Here is a 15,645-nt window from a genome sequence, read left to right as displayed (position 1 = left end):
AAAGGGAGGAGAGATCTGCTGGAGATTGTGTTGAGCAGGAAAGGGGACTGTCAAGTATGACGATAGGAGCACGGAAGGATGGGGCGGTAAGGAAAAGGGGGCGACTTGGCGCAAAAAAATAAGCCGGCCATACGGAAGTATGGAACCGGCTTTTTGATTAACCCCTATGAAAACCAACTATTGCTATCTTAATTATTGAGCTAATTTAATTTCGCCGAGGTCGGTGGCTTTTCCGTCTTCCACTTTCACGTCATTTACTACTGCGTCTTTAAATGGATCCCTGGCATCTACTACGATAGTGTAGGTACCGTTTTTAGCATCCTGGAAGGAGAAAGCACCATCATTTACAGCTGTTTTTAAGGTATCTGTACCTTTTATGGCCCATGCTTCGGTGGCTGCATCTGCGGGCGTTACTTTACCCGTAATTGAGCCATTTTCGATGCCTTTAAATGAAAATGTTCCTACTGCTGCTGCGGCCAATGCTATCAAGCCTACTTTAATCCTGTTCATAGCCTACAATTTTAATGGTTTAACAATAAAAGAATGGTTAGTGAGTAGCGGGAGTTCTGAATGGCATCTCCCTATTCTTACTCTTAAAAACTAAACGCTTGCTTCACTTTTCAAACATTCATCTGTAGGGATAAAATTCAATTACCATGCCATAAGGGCGGTCCATCTCGTTGTGAGAATCCTTTAACAATTCTTTACAAAAGACTTAACAAGAAAGGATTACAGCTTTAACAAAGTAGTAATGGTTAGAGGCGAACTGTCGAACCGACAGTGGGGAGAGGCATAGTGGGGCGTGCAATAAGGAGTGGAATATGCAATAGGGAGCTAATAAGCAAGGCTGCCTTTCCGGGGCAGCCTTGTAATCATAATCTTATGATCAGGGATTATCTTCTGTTAAATTTAGCCAGCAGTCTGAGTATTTCCAGGTAGAGCCAAACCAGGGTTACCAGGAGGCCGAAGGCGGCGTACCATTCGAAATACTTAGGTGCCCCATGTGCTGCTCCTGTTTCGATCAGGTCGAAATCGAGGATGAGGTTGAGTGCGGCGATGGCTACTACTACCAGAGAGAATACGATACCGATGGTGCTGCCTTCATGGAGCATTGGAATATCGATGTTAAAGAAGCGCAGGCCCATAGCGATCAGGTAGAATATTGCGATACCGGCAGTTGCGGTGATGATGATCGAGCGGAATCGTTCTGTAGCGCGTATGATGCGTGCACGATACAAGATCAGCATGGCCAGGAAAGTGCCGAATGTAAGTCCTACCGCTTGCAACACCACTCCTTCATAGAGGCTGGCAAACATGGCAGAGATGGCTCCGAGGAAGAGACCTTCAGCCAATGCGTAGGCTGGGGCCAGATAAGGCGCCCATTCCTTTTTGAAGGTGATGATCAGTGCGAGTACGAAGCCGCCGATTGCGCCTCCAATCAGGTAAGGCATCACGGTGCCGGGTTCTTTTGTGAATGTTCCCCAGGAGAATACGGCTGCGGCCATTACCATGAGCAGCAGGAATATCATCTTATTCACAGTGCCTTTGATGGTCATAGCGCCTTGTGAAAAGGACTCGGATGATGCTTGTTCGAAAGTACGCTGCTTCAGTACAGGGTTATTGGATTCAAATAATGCCATTTTAAAATAAAATTTGGTCTGCTGCTAAAATACAATATTCCCTGTAATGGTGGATAGGGTAAACGTGGGATAGTGGTCGGAAAATAATGAATATGGTTATAACCTGCGGTTATTGGGCATAACAAATTGCTATGTCTGTATGGCTTTACGCCACCCAAAGTCTACTGGCTTTGTGTACTTTTGCGGTCAGGAAGCAGCTAATCTGCCGGTGGGTGTGGTTACTAGCCGGCGAATTGCTAAATTTACAGCCTTAAACAGATCATCAAATGTCTAATACTTCGATTCAACAGATAGAAGATGTAGTGATAAAGTTTGCGGGAGATAGTGGGGATGGTATGCAATTAACAGGGACCCAATTTTCCAATAATACAGCGCTGATCGGTAATGACCTGAGTACGTTCCCGGATTTTCCGGCGGAAATACGCGCTCCACAGGGGACATTGCCGGGGGTAAGTGGATTTCAGCTGCACTTTTCTTCAAACCGGATATTCACTCCCGGGGATGCCTGCGATGTGTTGGTGGCTATGAATGCTGCCGCGTTGAAGGCCAATCTTAAGGGATTAAAGAAAGGGGGGATCATCATTGCGAATACGGATGGTTTTGATGCCAAGAACTTGCGTCTTGCCAATTACCCGGATGGGGTAAACCCATTGGAGGACGGTTCATTGGTTGATTATCAGCTGCATACGATGGATGTGACCAAGATGACGCGGGAAGCGCTGAAGGAGATCAACATGGGTATGAAGGAGAAGGACCGTGCGAAGAACATGTTTGTGCTTGGTTTCCTGTATTGGTTGTATGACCGTGATATGGAGAGTACGGAAAATTTCCTGAAGGAGAAGTTTGGTAAGAAAGAGGAGATACTGGACAGTAACCTGAAGGCGTTGCATGCGGGATATAATTTCGGGGATACGGTAGAGGCTTTCAGCACCCGTTTCCGGGTAGAGAAAGCCCGTATGGAGCCCGGTACTTACCGGAGTATTACTGGTAATACTGCGTTGGCTTACGGTTTGATTGCCGGTTCTCAGCAATCCGGATTGCCTTTGTTCCTGGGGACTTATCCTATTACGCCTGCTTCGGATATTCTGCATGAGTTAAGTCGGTATAAGAATTTCGGGGTGCGTACGTTCCAGGCGGAAGATGAGATTGCGGGTATTACATCGGCGATCGGTGCTTCTTATGGCGGGCATATGGGGGTAACGACTACTTCCGGTCCGGGTATGGCCTTGAAGGGTGAGGCGATGGGATTGGCGGTTATGCTGGAGATCCCTTTGCTGATCATCAATATACAACGGGGTGGCCCTTCTACTGGTTTGCCAACAAAAACAGAGCAATCTGACCTGTTGCAGGCATATTATGGCCGTAATGGGGAGTGTCCGATGCCTATTGTATCTGCGTCTACTCCATCTGATTGTTTTGACGGTGTTTTTGAAGCGTTCCGTATTGCGGTACAGCATATGACGCCGGTGATCTTCCTGAGTGACGGATATATTGCCAACGGTGCGGAGCCGTGGCGTTTTCCGAAGACTGCAGACCTGCCTAAGATCGCGGTGAAGTTTAAGAAGGGATTGGAGGAAGGAGAGGAACATTTCCTGCCTTACCATCGTGATGAGAACCTGGTACGTCCGTGGGCGGTACCCGGTACGCCGGGGCTAGAGCACCGGATCGGTGGTCTTGAGAAGCAGAACATTACCGGTAATGTGAGTTATGACCCGGAGAATCACCAATTGATGGTGAAGATCCGTCAGGAGAAAGTGGATAAGATCGCGGATCATATTCCCGCGCAGCAGATCGAGATAGGACCGGAGAAGGGGAAGGTACTGGTACTTGGATGGGGCTCTACCTATGGTTCTATAAAAAGTGCTGTATTGGAATTGCTGGCGGAAGGTCATGCGGTGGCGCATGCGCACCTGCGGCATTTGCGTCCGTTCCCTAAGAACCTGGGTGACATCTTACATAGCTACGACAAGGTTTTGATCCCTGAGATCAACAATGGTCAGCTGATCAAGATCATCCGTGACCAGTTCTTGATAGATGCACAGGGGTATCATAAGATCATGGGGGTACCGATCACCAAGGGTGAACTGGTTACGAAGATCAAGGAATTACTGTAAGTTGAAGTGATATGTTATTGAAGCGGCTGTCTTGCAAAAGGCGGCCGCTTTGTTTTGTGCAGGATATAATAGATCGGCGTTATAAGGAGTTTAATGGATACAGGGTATATAAAGGGTAGGGGTATAAGGGATATGCGGATACTGGGCATACCAGCGATAGGGATATAAGGAATATACGGATACAGGGTATATATAGGGCATATGGATACAGTGTATACAAGGGATAGGAGATATATGGGGTATTGGGGTATAGGGCATAAGGGATATATGTATATAATGATATAGGGATATAAGACGGGGTATCTAAAAACTGTGTGAAACTTAATTGAACATTCATACGGCGATATGAGAGAAAAGATTTTTATTTGTGATGCTGTAGTAATACGGCTATTGTCGAACTTAATACTGTATGTAGACTAATTTATCCTTAACAAGCTGTTATACCGGCAGCTAATCACGAATTTATTTATGAAAAAGATCTCTGTACTTATCAGCGGAATGCTGGCCATGGGCTTGCAGCAGACGGATGCGCAATATATCCGGGAGAATCCGATACCTAATAATACGCCCCAGATTACTGATATAAATATGACTGGTGGTGTGCGGGCAACATATTTTCAGTCAGTACTGGCTTCGGATAATGGGGAGTAGGTACTTTTCACCTATTGCATGGCGATGGCAAAACCCGTTGGGCGGTCGGTATGAAAGGAGCTGAAAACGGCGTAAATGCCACTGGCGCCAACTTTACGATTTTCGGTTATAACAATGATGGTAGTCTCAGAAGCGATTATGTTTCGATTTTGCGGCAGGATGGCAAAGTAGGACTACTTACTAGTAATCCCAGAGCGGCCTTACATATAGGTAATATACGTGCTAATAGTCCCTATGCGGCATTGACGTTTGGAGTAGCTAATGATGCTGGTAACCAAGCGGTACCTTACGGTGGTTCTTCCGGCGGTTACAATATTGACTTTCATACCTGGAGGGATATTGAACAGGACCAGATCGGGGCTCGTATACGTGCTGAGCGGATCAACAATTTTGTGCCTAACAGTGCGCTGGTGCAGGGAATGGATCTTGTGTTTTCCACTTCGACGGGTAGTACGGCTGCAGATCTAAAGGAGCGGCTGCGTATCAAAGATAACGGGCAGGTAGCGATCGGTACGGATAATCCGGGTGGCTATAAGCTGGCGGTAGGCGGGTCTATAGGGGCGCAGCGATTGAGAGTAACGATGACAGGCTGGTCGGACTTTGTATTTCATCCGTCCTATAGCCTGATCAGTTTACAGGAGTTGCAGCAGTTTATCCGGGATAACGGGCATTTGCCTGGTATACCTACGGAGCGGGAGGTATTAGCGGACGGTGTGGATGTAGGAGAGATGAATAAACTATTGTTGCAAAAGATAGAGGAGTTAACGTTGTACCTGATAGAGGTGAACAGGAAGGTGGAGCAGCAGCAGGAGCGGATCAAACAACTGGAATCCCGGCAGGAGCGATAGGTATTAGCATGAAAGTATTTTAAAGCCTGTGAAGTATACTTCACAGGCTTTTTTTATTTAGTATTCGGAGATCTTATATCCTTTGGGCAGCTCAAACAAAGCGTTTGGAACCGTTACTTCCCGGGCGGTGACAGCTTTGATGCCTAGCTGCGTTCCTCTTGATTGTGAGAGTATGGCCAGGGCGCAACCTGGTATGTGAGCCAGGTAGTTGTATTTGTCCCAATACATCTGCGGCAGATTGGGTGCGTACCATACGAAGATATCGCTGTCTTTGTCTGCCAGTGGTAGGATCTCTATGCGGGCTTTTTTGCACACTATGCCGGCGAATGAGGCGGTATCTTCTGTCAGGGTGATACGGTAGCTGCTATCATCCAATACGATCATAGAATCGCCTACATAGGCCAGATTAGGGCGTAGTAGGGTTGTTTTAGTGACGGAGGAGTCGCCCACGTTGAGAATGAAGGAGGTGCTATCTTTTTTATTGCCCAGTTCGATCGTGTGGGACATATCGTTGGTTTCTATTCGTAAGCGGGTGTCGGCCAGGAAACAGTGCAGTGCCGGTGCTGAATCTTTCTTCAGATAGGCCGCCAATTCTTCTGTAAACGCTTTAATAATAAAGTCGCTGCTGTCCGAATCGGTTGTGGCATTTGACTTTTGCATTTCCATTACGGGCCGGTAGGTAATTTCCCAGGCTTTGGTGGTAGTTGTTTGGGCATTTAGGGCGCAAGAGCAGGCAATACAGGCTAGCAGGAGCAGGCAGGTCTTTCTGATACGGTAGTTCATATTGTTAAATGATCGTTTTAGTTTGCAAGTTAGGGTAGCAATTTGTAATGTGTACACGCAAAAAAATAAATACCTGGAAGTAGGGGTTCCGGCTTTTGAAACGTTATATGTAGGAACTAGGTACAGACACCCTGCCTGGCCTTACTTATTGGTTAACTGAAGAAATAAAGGCCGGGCGGGTTTTTTCAATCAGACAGGAACAAGGGAGCAACAGCGCCAACCGTTAAGAGTGCCATTACATTTTAAATACCGGATAAGTATATAATTTTCGTATTTTCAGATAACATCCTGCGGAGCAAGTTTTAGTAGGCGTGGACGTTTAAACGCGTATATATGAGAGGCATATTTCTTATAATACTGTTGACTTTTGGAGGTATCGTGATGACATCATCGCTGTTTGCACAGACCCATACCTTTGACATTCGAATTGGCAGTAATAACACTATTGGTACTATTGAGGTACAAAAGAAGGAGAATGGATCTGTCCGGCATATATTGATCAAAAGCCGGGTACAGATGATGTTGTTGTCCAAGATGAACAGTGATCTGAGTGTGGAGTTCAGGGATAATTTACTGTTGCAGGCCCGTTCTGTACGTCAGAGCAATAAGTCTGGTGAGGACAAGGCTACGATCACCAAGCGGGAGGGGAATGACTATGTGGTGGTACACAATGGGGATCGTTCGGTATTGAGTAATACGAATATTCAGCATACGGTCGCGGAGTTATATTTTTCTGAGCCGCGGGATGTGTCGCGTATCTTTTCGGAGACGTTGGGTCAGTTCCTTACCTTGAAGGCTTTAGGGAATGGGCAGTATGAGCTGAATTTGCCGGAGGGGAAACGTAATATTTACAAGTATATTAAGGGCTTACTGGTAGAAGTAGAGGTGAATCATACACTTGGGAAAGCATACTTCAAGAAGACCAGTTAATGTTCGTTTTTTTAGGTTTATTGGGGAACTATACCTGATTAGCAGGCGATAGTTCCCCAATTTTTATTCCGGAGGCGTGTATCAGTCTACTTTTTCGATGATTTGTCCGGTTTTTTTATCTTTCAGGATGAGTTTTTTGGCGCCGAAGTGAGTCATTTCTTCTTTAACGAGGTAGTATTGTTCGTTGTATTCGGTGAGTGTTTTGTCTTTACCGATGCCTTCTTTTCCTCTCCAAATATCGAGTTTAACGGGTTCCCACTGTTTGCTGGCGCTGCTGCGGTAGGCGGCGTCGAGTACGGCGTTAACGACATATCCGTCGTAGAATGTTTCTTGTGGGGGGCGGCCATTTTCCATGGCGTTGAACATATCGGCGAACATGTGGTTGTATCCCAGTTCGTTGAGTTCGTCGCCTACGGGGAATAGCCAGCCGCTGTTGCTTTCTGCTTTTTCTGCTACGTAGTCGGCGCCTTTACCGGTGGTGAACATATCGAAGCCGGTGCGTAGGAAGCTATTGAGCCAGATGGTCCCTTCTGTGCCCATTACTTCGTCGCGGAGGTCGAGGCCTCCGCGGAAGGTCCAGCTTACTTCGAACTGACCGATGGCACCGTTTTCGTATTTTACGAGGCCGATGGCATGGTCTTCTGCGTCGATGGGTTTAACCTGTGTATCGGCCCAGCACATTACTTCGATGGGTTTGATGTCTTTACCGATGAAGCTACGTGCGATTTCTACGCAATGGCATCCGAGGTCGAGGATACATCCACCGCCTGCTTGTTCTTTATCCCAGAACCATTCGCTGTGGGGGCCGGGATGTGTTTCTCTGGATTTGGCCCAAAGTATGCGGCCGAGGGCGCCATTTTTAACGCTATCGAGGGCTTTGAGGAATTTGGGGGTATATACCAGGTCTTCGAGGTATCCGTTGAAGATACCGGCTTTTTCCACTGCTTCGAGCATCCGTTTGGCTTCTTCGGCGTTGCGGCCCAGGGGTTTAGTACAGATTACCCCTTTTTTGTGTTTGCAACATAGGTTTACTGCTGTTTCATGGAGGTTGTTGGGCAGGGAGATGCAGACAACATCTACTTCCGGGTGTGCGATTGCTGCTTCCATATCGGTGGTCCAGTGAGCTACCTGATAGTCTGCTGCAAACTTTTTGGCGCTTTCTTCGCGGCGGGAGTAGATGCTAACGATCTTGTCTCTGCTTCTTTGTCCTTGCAGGGAGTCTGCGTAAAATCGCCCGATGAAACCCGAGCCTAGCATGGCAATCTTTTTCATAATCTCGGTTTATTATTAGGTGACTACGGCTGCCCGTTGGGAGCAGCCGTAGATAAGAATCGTGTGTGATTATTTTATTTCGTTTGTGTTTTGGTATTGGTGTCTTTGAAGAAGAGGAGGAACAATACCAGTACAACGGCGGCGATACCGGCGGGTATCATCCAGATACTGTGCCAGTCGTGTGTTTCGCCTGTTTTGAAATTATCTACGATAGGGCCGGAGATGAGGAATCCGATCAGCATTCCGACGCCATATGTTGCTAAGGTAACGAGGCCTTGTGCGGCGCTTTTAAAGCGTTCGCCGGCGAGGTTATCGGTGTATATCTGACCGGTTACGAAGAAGAAGTCGTAGCAGATACCATGTAATACGATACCGCCGATGAGCATCCAGTAGTTTGCGTCTACGTTGCCGTATGCGAACAGTCCGTAGCGTACTACCCAGGCGAGCATGCCTACTGCCAGCATTTTCTTTACGCCGAGGCGTGCGAAGAAGAGGGGCATGAGGGCCATGAACAGGAGTTCGGATATCTGTCCCATTGATTGTTTACCGGCGGCGGAGCTCATACCTACTTCATTGAGGAATGGGTTGGTGAAGTTATAGTAGAATGCCAGTGGGATACAGATGGCTACGGAAGACAGGAAGAACAGGAGGTAAGATTTATTTTTCAGTAAGCGGATAGCGTCGAGGCCGAGGATATCGCTTACGGATACTTTCTGGTCTTTTTTCAGTGGAGGTGTGTGTGGCAGGGTGAATGCGAATACGCCGAGTATGGCGGAAGCTATGGCTGCCATTTTGAAGGTAAGGGCGAGGTTGCCATTTTTCTCCCACGCGAGCCATCCGATTACGAGGCCGGCGATGATCCAGCCGAGGGTACCGAGGAGTCGGATAGGAGGGAATTCTTTGCTAGGGTCTTGCATTTGTCGGAATGAGATAGAGTTGACTAATGCGAGGGTGGGCATATACAGGATCATGTATACCAGGAGCAGGGGGTAGAAGCCATCGAAGTCGACGGCGGTGCTGGCTACCCAGAGGAGGATAGCGCCGGCGATGTGCAATATACCGAGGATGATCTGGGCTGCGATGAATTTATCGGCGATGAGGCCGATGATGAAAGGAGCGACAATGGCGCCGATGGATTGTGTAAGGTACGCTACACCTACCTGGGTACCGGAGGTATGCAGGTGCGTGAGCAGGAATGTGCCCATTGTTACGAACCAAGCTCCCCAGATGAAGAACTCGAGGAACATCATGGTAGACAATTGCACTCTGGTAGTTAGTTTCATAATGCTGATGCTTGTTGGATCTGAGAAAAATAGATTAATAAAGGTTTAAGATAATAAAAATACTTTGCTGTCAATGTGTTGACAAATAGCTATATAGCTGCTGTTCAGTTGTATAGTAGCCAATAAGAGTCAAGATGACGGCATAACGTGGAAATATTTTTACGGGCAGTAAGATACATAAACCGACTTGATGAAGCAAGTGGTGTTTAGAAGCCTTTCCGAAGGTTTTGCTGATAATATTTGCAGACGGGTCTGAGGCCGCATTCTTCGCATTTTGGCGAGCGGGCGAGGCAGATGTACCGGCCGTGCAGGATGAGCCAGTGGTGGGCTATATGTACCTTTTCTGTGGGTATATATTTGAGTAGTTGTTGTTCGGTCTGGAGGGGTGTTTTGGCGTTGGTGGTAAGGCCGATGCGAGCGGATACCCGGAATACGTGGGTATCGACGGCCATATTGGGTTGGTGGTGTACGACGGAGGTAATGACATTGGCTGTTTTGCGGCCTACGCCTGGTAGTTTGACCAGTTCTGGTACGGTAGCGGGTATTTCGCCATTAAAGTCTTCGATGACCATTTGGGCCATTCCGATGAGATGTTTGGTTTTGTTATTGGGGTAGCTGATGCTGCGGATGAGCGGGAAGAGATCGTCGAAGGTGGCGTGGCTGAGGCTTTCGATATCCGGGTATTGCTGAAAGATGGCGGGGGTGGTCATGTTGACCCTTTTATCGGTGCATTGGGCAGACAGGATTACGGCTACCAGGAGTTGGTAGGTATTATCGTAGATCAGTTCTGTTTCGGCGTTTGGTGCATGTTTTTCGAAGTAGTCCAATACGAATGCGAAGCGCTCTTTCTTTGTCATGTTGTAAAGATAGAAAAAGTCGATGATGGACAGGCCATGTGGATGGCTGACAAAGGGTGTTAAAGCGGATCGTATGTTGGTCTTACCGGTGTTCCGGTGTGTTATTAGAAGTGTGGGTCTCTGCGTATTTGAAGATGGCTTCGAGTGTGGATGCTCTTGGGGAGCAGATCAGGGAGTCGAGGGCCTGGCGCAGGCAGACTTGTTCTTCTGCTGAGAGCAGCTCTTGTTGGGTTTTGGAGTTGGAGCGGCTATCAGTGATTGGGGTGGTAGTGGAATGTGTAAAATTACTCATGCAGTAAAAAGTTTGGTTAATAGTATCGCACTGTATTAACGGTGAATGGGCAAAAGTATTGTCATTTCCCTGCAAAATCTATGCAAAAAACGTATAAATACGTGAAATAGATAACTGATGTCTGTTGATGTCCGGGTCGTTTTATGGACGGGGCAAGGGGTAGCGGGTGATGACTATTTTTTTTCTTTGGGGGTTTCTGTGACGATGAAGAGGTCTTCATTGTCTTTTTTCATGAGGTATTTTTCGCGGGCGAATTTCTCTAATTTTTCGGGGCTTGAGAGTAGTTCCTGTTGTTCTTTGCGGGTATTATCTATTTCTGATTTAAAGAATTCTTTTTGTCCTTCGAGGGTATTTACTTCTGATTGTAGCTGGTATTGGGACAGGAGGTTATTTCGGTCGAGGAACGCGAGCCAGATGACAAATGCGAGTGCTGCCGCAAAGTATTTGTTGCGTAGGTAGCTAGGCACTTTGAATGATTTGATCGCTGGCATGACAGTTTAATAAGGTTGTCTAAAAGATTCCGGGTCCTGGAGTGACCCAGTACCCGGAAATATTGACCACTAATTATAGCTGGTGTTGCTATTAAGCCGGCTTATGTTGGTAAGCGGCGGCTTACTTAGTTGTAGTATCGTTATAAGCGGAAGGCTTATCTCTTACCAAATTTAACGGAATTTTTCGGAAAAAAGGCCGTTTCGCCCAGTTGTTCTTCGATACGGATCAGTTGGTTGTATTTGGCCATACGATCTGTACGGGAAGCGGAGCCGGTTTTGATCTGGCCGCAGTTGAGTGCAACGGCGAGGTCAGCGATGGTGGTATCTTCTGTTTCGCCGGAGCGGTGGCTCATGATGGAGGTATAACCAGCTTTGTGGGCCATGTTAACGGCATTGATGGTTTCGGTGATGGTACCGATCTGGTTTACTTTGATGAGGATGCTGTTGGCGATATCCTGGTCTATGCCTTGTTTGAGGCGGTTTACGTTGGTTACGAACAGGTCGTCGCCTACGAGTTGTACGTTAGCGCCGATTGCTTCGGTGAGTTTTTTCCAGCCGTCCCAATCGTCTTCTGCCATACCATCTTCGATGGAGAGGATGGGGTACTTTTTGCACCATTCGGCCCAGTAGGCGACCATTTCGTCGCTGGTGATGATTTTGCCGGAGCTTTTGTAGAATTTGTAAGTTTTGTCGGCGTCGTTGAACATTTCGCTGCTGGCGGCGTCGAGGGCGATACCGATTTGTTCGCCTGGTTTGTAGCCGGCGGCTTCGATGGCTTGGAGTACGGTTTCGATGGCTTCTTCGTTGCTCTGGATTTCGGGAGCGAAACCGCCTTCGTCGCCTACGTTAGTGCTATATCCTTTCTTTTTGAGTACGGATTTGAGGTGGTGGAAAATTTCCACGCCCCAGCGGAGGCCTTCGGAGAAGGTTGCTGCACCTACGGGTATGATCATGAATTCCTGGTAGTCGATTTTGTTATCTGCGTGAACGCCACCGTTGAGGATGTTCATCAGGGGCAGGGGCAGTGTGTTGGCATTAACGCCACCGAGGTAGCGATAGAGGGGGAGGTTGGCTACTTCTGCGGCGGCTTTGGCAACGGCCATGCTCACAGCGAGGGTAGCGTTGGCGCCCAGTTTGGCTTTATTGTGAGTACCGTCGAGGTCGATCAGGAGTTTATCGATTCCTGCCTGGTCGGTTACGTCGAGACCAATCAGTTCTTCAGCGATGATGTCGTTAACATTGCTCACTGCCTGGATAACGCCTTTACCCATGTATACGCTCTTGTCGTTGTCGCGTAGTTCTACTGCTTCGTGCTTACCTGTGGAGGCGCCGGATGGAACAGCAGCGCGGCCGAACTGGCCATCTTCTGTGGTTACATCTACTTCTACTGTAGGATTTCCGCGGCTATCCAGTATTTGCCTGGCATGGATCTCTGAAATGATACTCATGATATTGTAAAGTTTAAAGATTTAAGATACAGTTTTATAAGAGCTACTACCGGTATTTACGGTCGTTTACCGGGGCTATTGTTGCGTGAGCTGCCTGAAGATAGCTTCGAGGCTTTGCGAATTGCTCTGCAAAGAAAGTATGTTCCGGTTATTAATCAAAGCGAAATGTAGCAGGTTTTTACGGATGGCTTCCAGTTCTGGTCCGTAGAGCTGCCAGGTATTATTTTCCAGTGGGATGACTTGGGTGATGCCGGGCAGTTGTGTCAGTTCGATCAGGGTGATGGGTTCGCCGAAGGCTACCTGGATGTGGGCGGAAGTGTTATTGCCTTCCTGGAGGTGTTGCAGGGTATCGTCTGCTACCAATTTGCCTTTGTTGATGATGATGGCCCGGGTGCACATGGCGGTGACTTCCTGCATGATGTGTGTGGAGAGTATGACGGTTTTGTCACTACCCAGGTCTTTGATGAGGGAGCGGATATCTGCCAGTTGGTTAGGATCGAGGCCGGAGGTGGGTTCGTCGAGGATGAGTACTTCCGGGTCGTGCAGCAGGGCTTGTGCTAGGCCTACGCGCTGTTTGTATCCTTTGGAGAGGGCGCCGATCTTTTTACCGCTTTCGGGGCGGAGGCCGGTGAGGCCTATCATTTCGGAGATCCGCTGTTCTTTTTTAGGGCCAAGGAGGTGTACATCGGCGATGAAGCCCAGGAACTCACGTACGTACATGTCGTGGTACAGTGGATTGGCTTCGGGGAGGTATCCTAGGCGGCGGCGTACCTGTAGTGGCTCGCGGGTGACATCGAAGCCACAGACGCTGGCGGTACCTGAGGAAGGGGGGAGGTAACCGGTGATCATCTTCATGGTAGTGGATTTGCCGGCACCGTTGGGACCGAGGAATCCGACGATCTCCCCTTTATTGAGCCGGAATGAAATATTGTCTACGGCTTTCTGTTCCCCGTAGTTCTTACCCAATGCAGCAACTTCTATTGACATGGCTCTTTTTTTGGAGACACTAAAGTAAAGAAATAACGCATCTATTAAATTGTGAAAAATCGTTATTTGTATAGCGAATTGATTGTCAGTTAGTTGTCGATTTGTTGCATATAGGTTGTATAAGCGTTGTATAAGCATTGTATATGCAACTATATGCCTAGCTTATACAATGACTATACGAATGCTATAGGAATGATACAGGAATATTATAGGAATGGGTATGGCGAAAAGATGTGCAGACGTTAGAGATATGTTAAAAACGGTGATACTGAATGAGGTAGGGGCAGGTGTTTTTGAACTAAGGGCAGGTAATTAGTGTTAAGCACTTACTTTTGCAATTATGTGTATGAAAAGAATAATAGCAGGTATTTGTTGTTTGCTACCACAGTTATTACAAGCACAATATTTACCAGGGAAGAGTTATCCGCAGGGGTATTTTCGAAATCCGCTGAACATTCCGATCGAGTTGGCGGGCAATTTTGGGGAGTTGCGTCCTAATCACTTTCATTCCGGTATAGACATTAAGACTGCGCAGCGGGAGAATCTGCCTGTTCATGCGGCGGCTGACGGTTATGTAAGCCGGGTGAATGTATCTCATTCGGGATTTGGTTATGCCTTATACCTTACACATCCGAACGGGTATACGACTTTGTATGCGCATTTGAACGGTTATTATCCTGCTTTGGCAGCTTATATAAAACAGCAGCAGTATAAGCAGGAATCCTGGGCCGGGAACTTTGAGATACCGGCGGGGATGTTTCCGGTGAAGAAAGGGGATTTTGTGGCCTGGAGTGGTAATACGGGTGGATCTGCCGGTCCTCATCTGCATTTCGAGATACGTAATACTAAATCGGAGAAGCCATTGAACCCGATGTTGTTTGGTTTTGATATTCCTGATACGCGGACGCCGGAGGTATTTCGTGTAGCGGTGTACGATATGGAGAAAAGCATTTACGAGCAGACACCTGTGATGTTGCCGGTGAAGAAAGTGGATGGGGAGTATGTGACGACGCAGCCGGTGGTAAAGGTGAGGGCTTCGCAGGCTGGGGTTGCGATTAACGCGATCGACCGTCAGAGTAATTCGGCCAATGCGAATGGGATATATGAGGTGTTGTTGTTTGATAATGATGTGCCCAGCATTGGCTTCCAGCTGGATGACATCGGTTATGAAGAGACCCGTTATATCAATGCACATGTGGACTACAAGGTGAAGAAGGGTGGTGGGCCTTATTTGCAATTAGTTTTTTCCCTGCCAGGCAATAACCTGGGTATTTACCATGATATCAAGGGGGATGGTACGATTGATCTGTCTGACGGTGCTGCGCATCCGGTGAAGTTGTTGGTAAAAGATGCTTACGGTAATAGTTCTACGGTGAAATTTTCCCTGCAACAATCGGGGGAGCCGACGGATGCTCCTGCTTGTGCGAATACGATGTATCCGGAGTCGAGGAATATATTTGAAAATAACCAGGTGGAATTTTACCTGGATGAAGCGGCGTTGTATGACAGAATCTGTTTTAACTACCGGGAGTTGCCTAATGCTAATCCGAAAGCTTATTCCAACACTTACCGGCTGCATACGGCGCTGGTACCTATTCACGATTATTATACCCTGCGTATGAAGCCTACCAAGGAGGTGCCGGCTTCGCTGACCAATAAGGTGATCATGGTGCGTAGCGGATTGGGAGAGGGTGTGTCTGCGACGACATTGGTGAATGGCTGGTATGAAGGGAAGTTCAGGGATTTCGGCGATTTTCACCTGGAGATAGATACGGTCGCACCTAGTGTGACGACTGTCGGCGGACTGAAAAACGGCAGTAACCTGGCTAAGGCGGCAAAGTTGTCGTTTGCGATGAGTGATGCGAGTGGTATCAAAACTTACCGGGCTACGCTGGACGGTAAGTGGTTGTTACTATCCAGGAGGGGTAATGTGCTGACCTATACATTTGACGAACATTGCGGGCCTGGCGCACATGCCCTGCAGCTGACCGTTACGGATGAAGTAGGGAATGAGAAGGTACATACATTTACATTTAAACGTTAATCAGC

15 protein-coding genes are annotated in these 15,645 nt (G+C 47.7%); 5 read left to right on the top strand and 10 right to left on the bottom strand.

Annotation, left to right across the window (positions count from 1 at the left end):
• Positions 1 to 192 precede the first annotated feature (192 nt).
• Positions 193 to 510, bottom strand: a complete 318-nt coding sequence (locus tag KTO58_RS21645; protein WP_095837396.1) for a hypothetical protein — start codon at positions 508 to 510, stop codon at positions 193 to 195.
• A 383-nt stretch (positions 511 to 893) separates the two neighbouring features.
• On the bottom strand, positions 894 to 1,640 hold the full coding sequence (locus KTO58_RS21640) for a Bax inhibitor-1/YccA family protein (protein WP_095837397.1): 747 nt from the start codon (positions 1,638 to 1,640) through the stop codon (positions 894 to 896).
• A gap of 266 nt (positions 1,641 to 1,906) precedes the next feature.
• Between KTO58_RS21640 and KTO58_RS21635 the strand changes: the two genes are divergently transcribed.
• From KTO58_RS21635 to KTO58_RS21625, 3 genes are all read left to right on the top strand, one after another.
• Entirely contained in the window at positions 1,907 to 3,754 is a 1,848-nt protein-coding gene (locus tag KTO58_RS21635; RefSeq protein WP_095837398.1) for a 2-oxoacid:acceptor oxidoreductase subunit alpha, read from the top strand.
• Between the two features lie 468 nt (positions 3,755 to 4,222).
• Complete coding sequence (locus tag KTO58_RS21630; RefSeq protein WP_095837400.1) at positions 4,223 to 4,405, top strand: hypothetical protein; 183 nt, start codon at positions 4,223 to 4,225, stop codon at positions 4,403 to 4,405.
• A 50-nt stretch (positions 4,406 to 4,455) separates the two neighbouring features.
• Positions 4,456 to 5,253, top strand: coding sequence for a hypothetical protein (locus KTO58_RS21625; protein WP_157752802.1), 798 nt, complete (start codon positions 4,456 to 4,458; stop codon positions 5,251 to 5,253).
• Between the two features lie 57 nt (positions 5,254 to 5,310).
• On the opposite strand, the gene KTO58_RS21620 is transcribed toward KTO58_RS21625, so the two are convergent.
• The gene (locus tag KTO58_RS21620) at positions 5,311 to 6,036 is read right to left on the bottom strand and encodes a hypothetical protein (protein WP_095837402.1); all 726 of its coding nucleotides are present in this window, start codon (positions 6,034 to 6,036) and stop codon (positions 5,311 to 5,313) included.
• Between the two features lie 333 nt (positions 6,037 to 6,369).
• Between KTO58_RS21620 and KTO58_RS21615 the strand changes: the two genes are divergently transcribed.
• Positions 6,370 to 6,966, top strand: a complete 597-nt coding sequence (locus KTO58_RS21615; protein WP_095837403.1) for a DUF6134 family protein — start codon at positions 6,370 to 6,372, stop codon at positions 6,964 to 6,966.
• Between the two features lie 81 nt (positions 6,967 to 7,047).
• On the opposite strand, the gene KTO58_RS21610 is transcribed toward KTO58_RS21615, so the two are convergent.
• The 7 genes from KTO58_RS21610 to gldA all read right to left on the bottom strand — a co-directional run bounded on the left by KTO58_RS21610 (position 7,048) and on the right by gldA (position 13,596).
• On the bottom strand, positions 7,048 to 8,238 hold the full coding sequence (locus KTO58_RS21610; RefSeq protein WP_095837404.1) for a Gfo/Idh/MocA family protein: 1,191 nt from the start codon (positions 8,236 to 8,238) through the stop codon (positions 7,048 to 7,050).
• A 74-nt stretch (positions 8,239 to 8,312) separates the two neighbouring features.
• Positions 8,313 to 9,521 carry a nucleoside permease gene (locus tag KTO58_RS21605; RefSeq protein WP_095837405.1) on the bottom strand — a complete coding sequence of 403 codons (1,209 nt, stop codon included), beginning with the start codon at positions 9,519 to 9,521 and terminating at the stop codon, positions 8,313 to 8,315.
• A gap of 206 nt (positions 9,522 to 9,727) precedes the next feature.
• The gene (gene nth / locus KTO58_RS21600; RefSeq protein ID WP_095837406.1) at positions 9,728 to 10,378 is read right to left on the bottom strand and encodes an endonuclease III; all 651 of its coding nucleotides are present in this window, start codon (positions 10,376 to 10,378) and stop codon (positions 9,728 to 9,730) included.
• Positions 10,379 to 10,460: 82 nt separating this feature from the next.
• A complete protein-coding gene (locus tag KTO58_RS21595) occupies positions 10,461 to 10,670 on the bottom strand; it encodes a hypothetical protein (protein ID WP_095837407.1) in 210 nt (69 codons plus the stop codon).
• A 173-nt stretch (positions 10,671 to 10,843) separates the two neighbouring features.
• Positions 10,844 to 11,161, bottom strand: a complete 318-nt coding sequence (locus KTO58_RS21590) for an FtsB family cell division protein (RefSeq protein WP_095837408.1) — start codon at positions 11,159 to 11,161, stop codon at positions 10,844 to 10,846.
• 155 nt (positions 11,162 to 11,316) lie between these two features.
• A complete protein-coding gene (gene eno, locus KTO58_RS21585) occupies positions 11,317 to 12,609 on the bottom strand; it encodes a phosphopyruvate hydratase (RefSeq protein WP_095837409.1) in 1,293 nt (430 codons plus the stop codon).
• 75 nt (positions 12,610 to 12,684) lie between these two features.
• The gene (gene gldA, locus KTO58_RS21580; protein WP_095837410.1) at positions 12,685 to 13,596 is read right to left on the bottom strand and encodes a gliding motility-associated ABC transporter ATP-binding subunit GldA; all 912 of its coding nucleotides are present in this window, start codon (positions 13,594 to 13,596) and stop codon (positions 12,685 to 12,687) included.
• A gap of 346 nt (positions 13,597 to 13,942) precedes the next feature.
• Between gldA and KTO58_RS21575 the strand changes: the two genes are divergently transcribed.
• A complete protein-coding gene (locus KTO58_RS21575) occupies positions 13,943 to 15,640 on the top strand; it encodes a M23 family metallopeptidase (protein WP_198315159.1) in 1,698 nt (565 codons plus the stop codon).
• Positions 15,641 to 15,645 lie beyond the last annotated feature (5 nt).

This window comes from Chitinophaga pendula, assembly GCF_020386615.1.
Lineage (GTDB): Bacteria > Bacteroidota > Bacteroidia > Chitinophagales > Chitinophagaceae > Chitinophaga > Chitinophaga pendula.
This window is presented reverse-complemented; position numbering and strand designations above follow the sequence as displayed.

Excerpts from the sequence above, each read along its gene's own strand:
- KTO58_RS21645 (WP_095837396.1), bottom strand. The coding sequence starts at position 510 with ATGAACAGGATTAAAGTAGGCTTGATAGCATTGGCCGCAGCAGCAGTA.
- KTO58_RS21640 (WP_095837397.1), bottom strand. The coding sequence starts at position 1,640 with ATGGCATTATTTGAATCCAATAACCCTGTACTGAAGCAGCGTACTTTC.
- KTO58_RS21635 (WP_095837398.1), top strand. The coding sequence starts at position 1,907 with ATGTCTAATACTTCGATTCAACAGATAGAAGATGTAGTGATAAAGTTT.
- KTO58_RS21630 (WP_095837400.1), top strand. The coding sequence starts at position 4,223 with ATGAAAAAGATCTCTGTACTTATCAGCGGAATGCTGGCCATGGGCTTG.
- KTO58_RS21625 (WP_157752802.1), top strand. The coding sequence starts at position 4,456 with ATGAAAGGAGCTGAAAACGGCGTAAATGCCACTGGCGCCAACTTTACG.
- KTO58_RS21620 (WP_095837402.1), bottom strand. The coding sequence starts at position 6,036 with ATGAACTACCGTATCAGAAAGACCTGCCTGCTCCTGCTAGCCTGTATT.
- KTO58_RS21615 (WP_095837403.1), top strand. The coding sequence starts at position 6,370 with ATGAGAGGCATATTTCTTATAATACTGTTGACTTTTGGAGGTATCGTG.
- KTO58_RS21610 (WP_095837404.1), bottom strand. The coding sequence starts at position 8,238 with ATGAAAAAGATTGCCATGCTAGGCTCGGGTTTCATCGGGCGATTTTAC.
- KTO58_RS21605 (WP_095837405.1), bottom strand. The coding sequence starts at position 9,521 with ATGAAACTAACTACCAGAGTGCAATTGTCTACCATGATGTTCCTCGAG.
- nth (WP_095837406.1), bottom strand. The coding sequence starts at position 10,378 with ATGACAAAGAAAGAGCGCTTCGCATTCGTATTGGACTACTTCGAAAAA.
- KTO58_RS21595 (WP_095837407.1), bottom strand. The coding sequence starts at position 10,670 with ATGAGTAATTTTACACATTCCACTACCACCCCAATCACTGATAGCCGC.
- KTO58_RS21590 (WP_095837408.1), bottom strand. The coding sequence starts at position 11,161 with ATGCCAGCGATCAAATCATTCAAAGTGCCTAGCTACCTACGCAACAAA.
- eno (WP_095837409.1), bottom strand. The coding sequence starts at position 12,609 with ATGAGTATCATTTCAGAGATCCATGCCAGGCAAATACTGGATAGCCGC.
- gldA (WP_095837410.1), bottom strand. The coding sequence starts at position 13,596 with ATGTCAATAGAAGTTGCTGCATTGGGTAAGAACTACGGGGAACAGAAA.
- KTO58_RS21575 (WP_198315159.1), top strand. The coding sequence starts at position 13,943 with ATGAAAAGAATAATAGCAGGTATTTGTTGTTTGCTACCACAGTTATTA.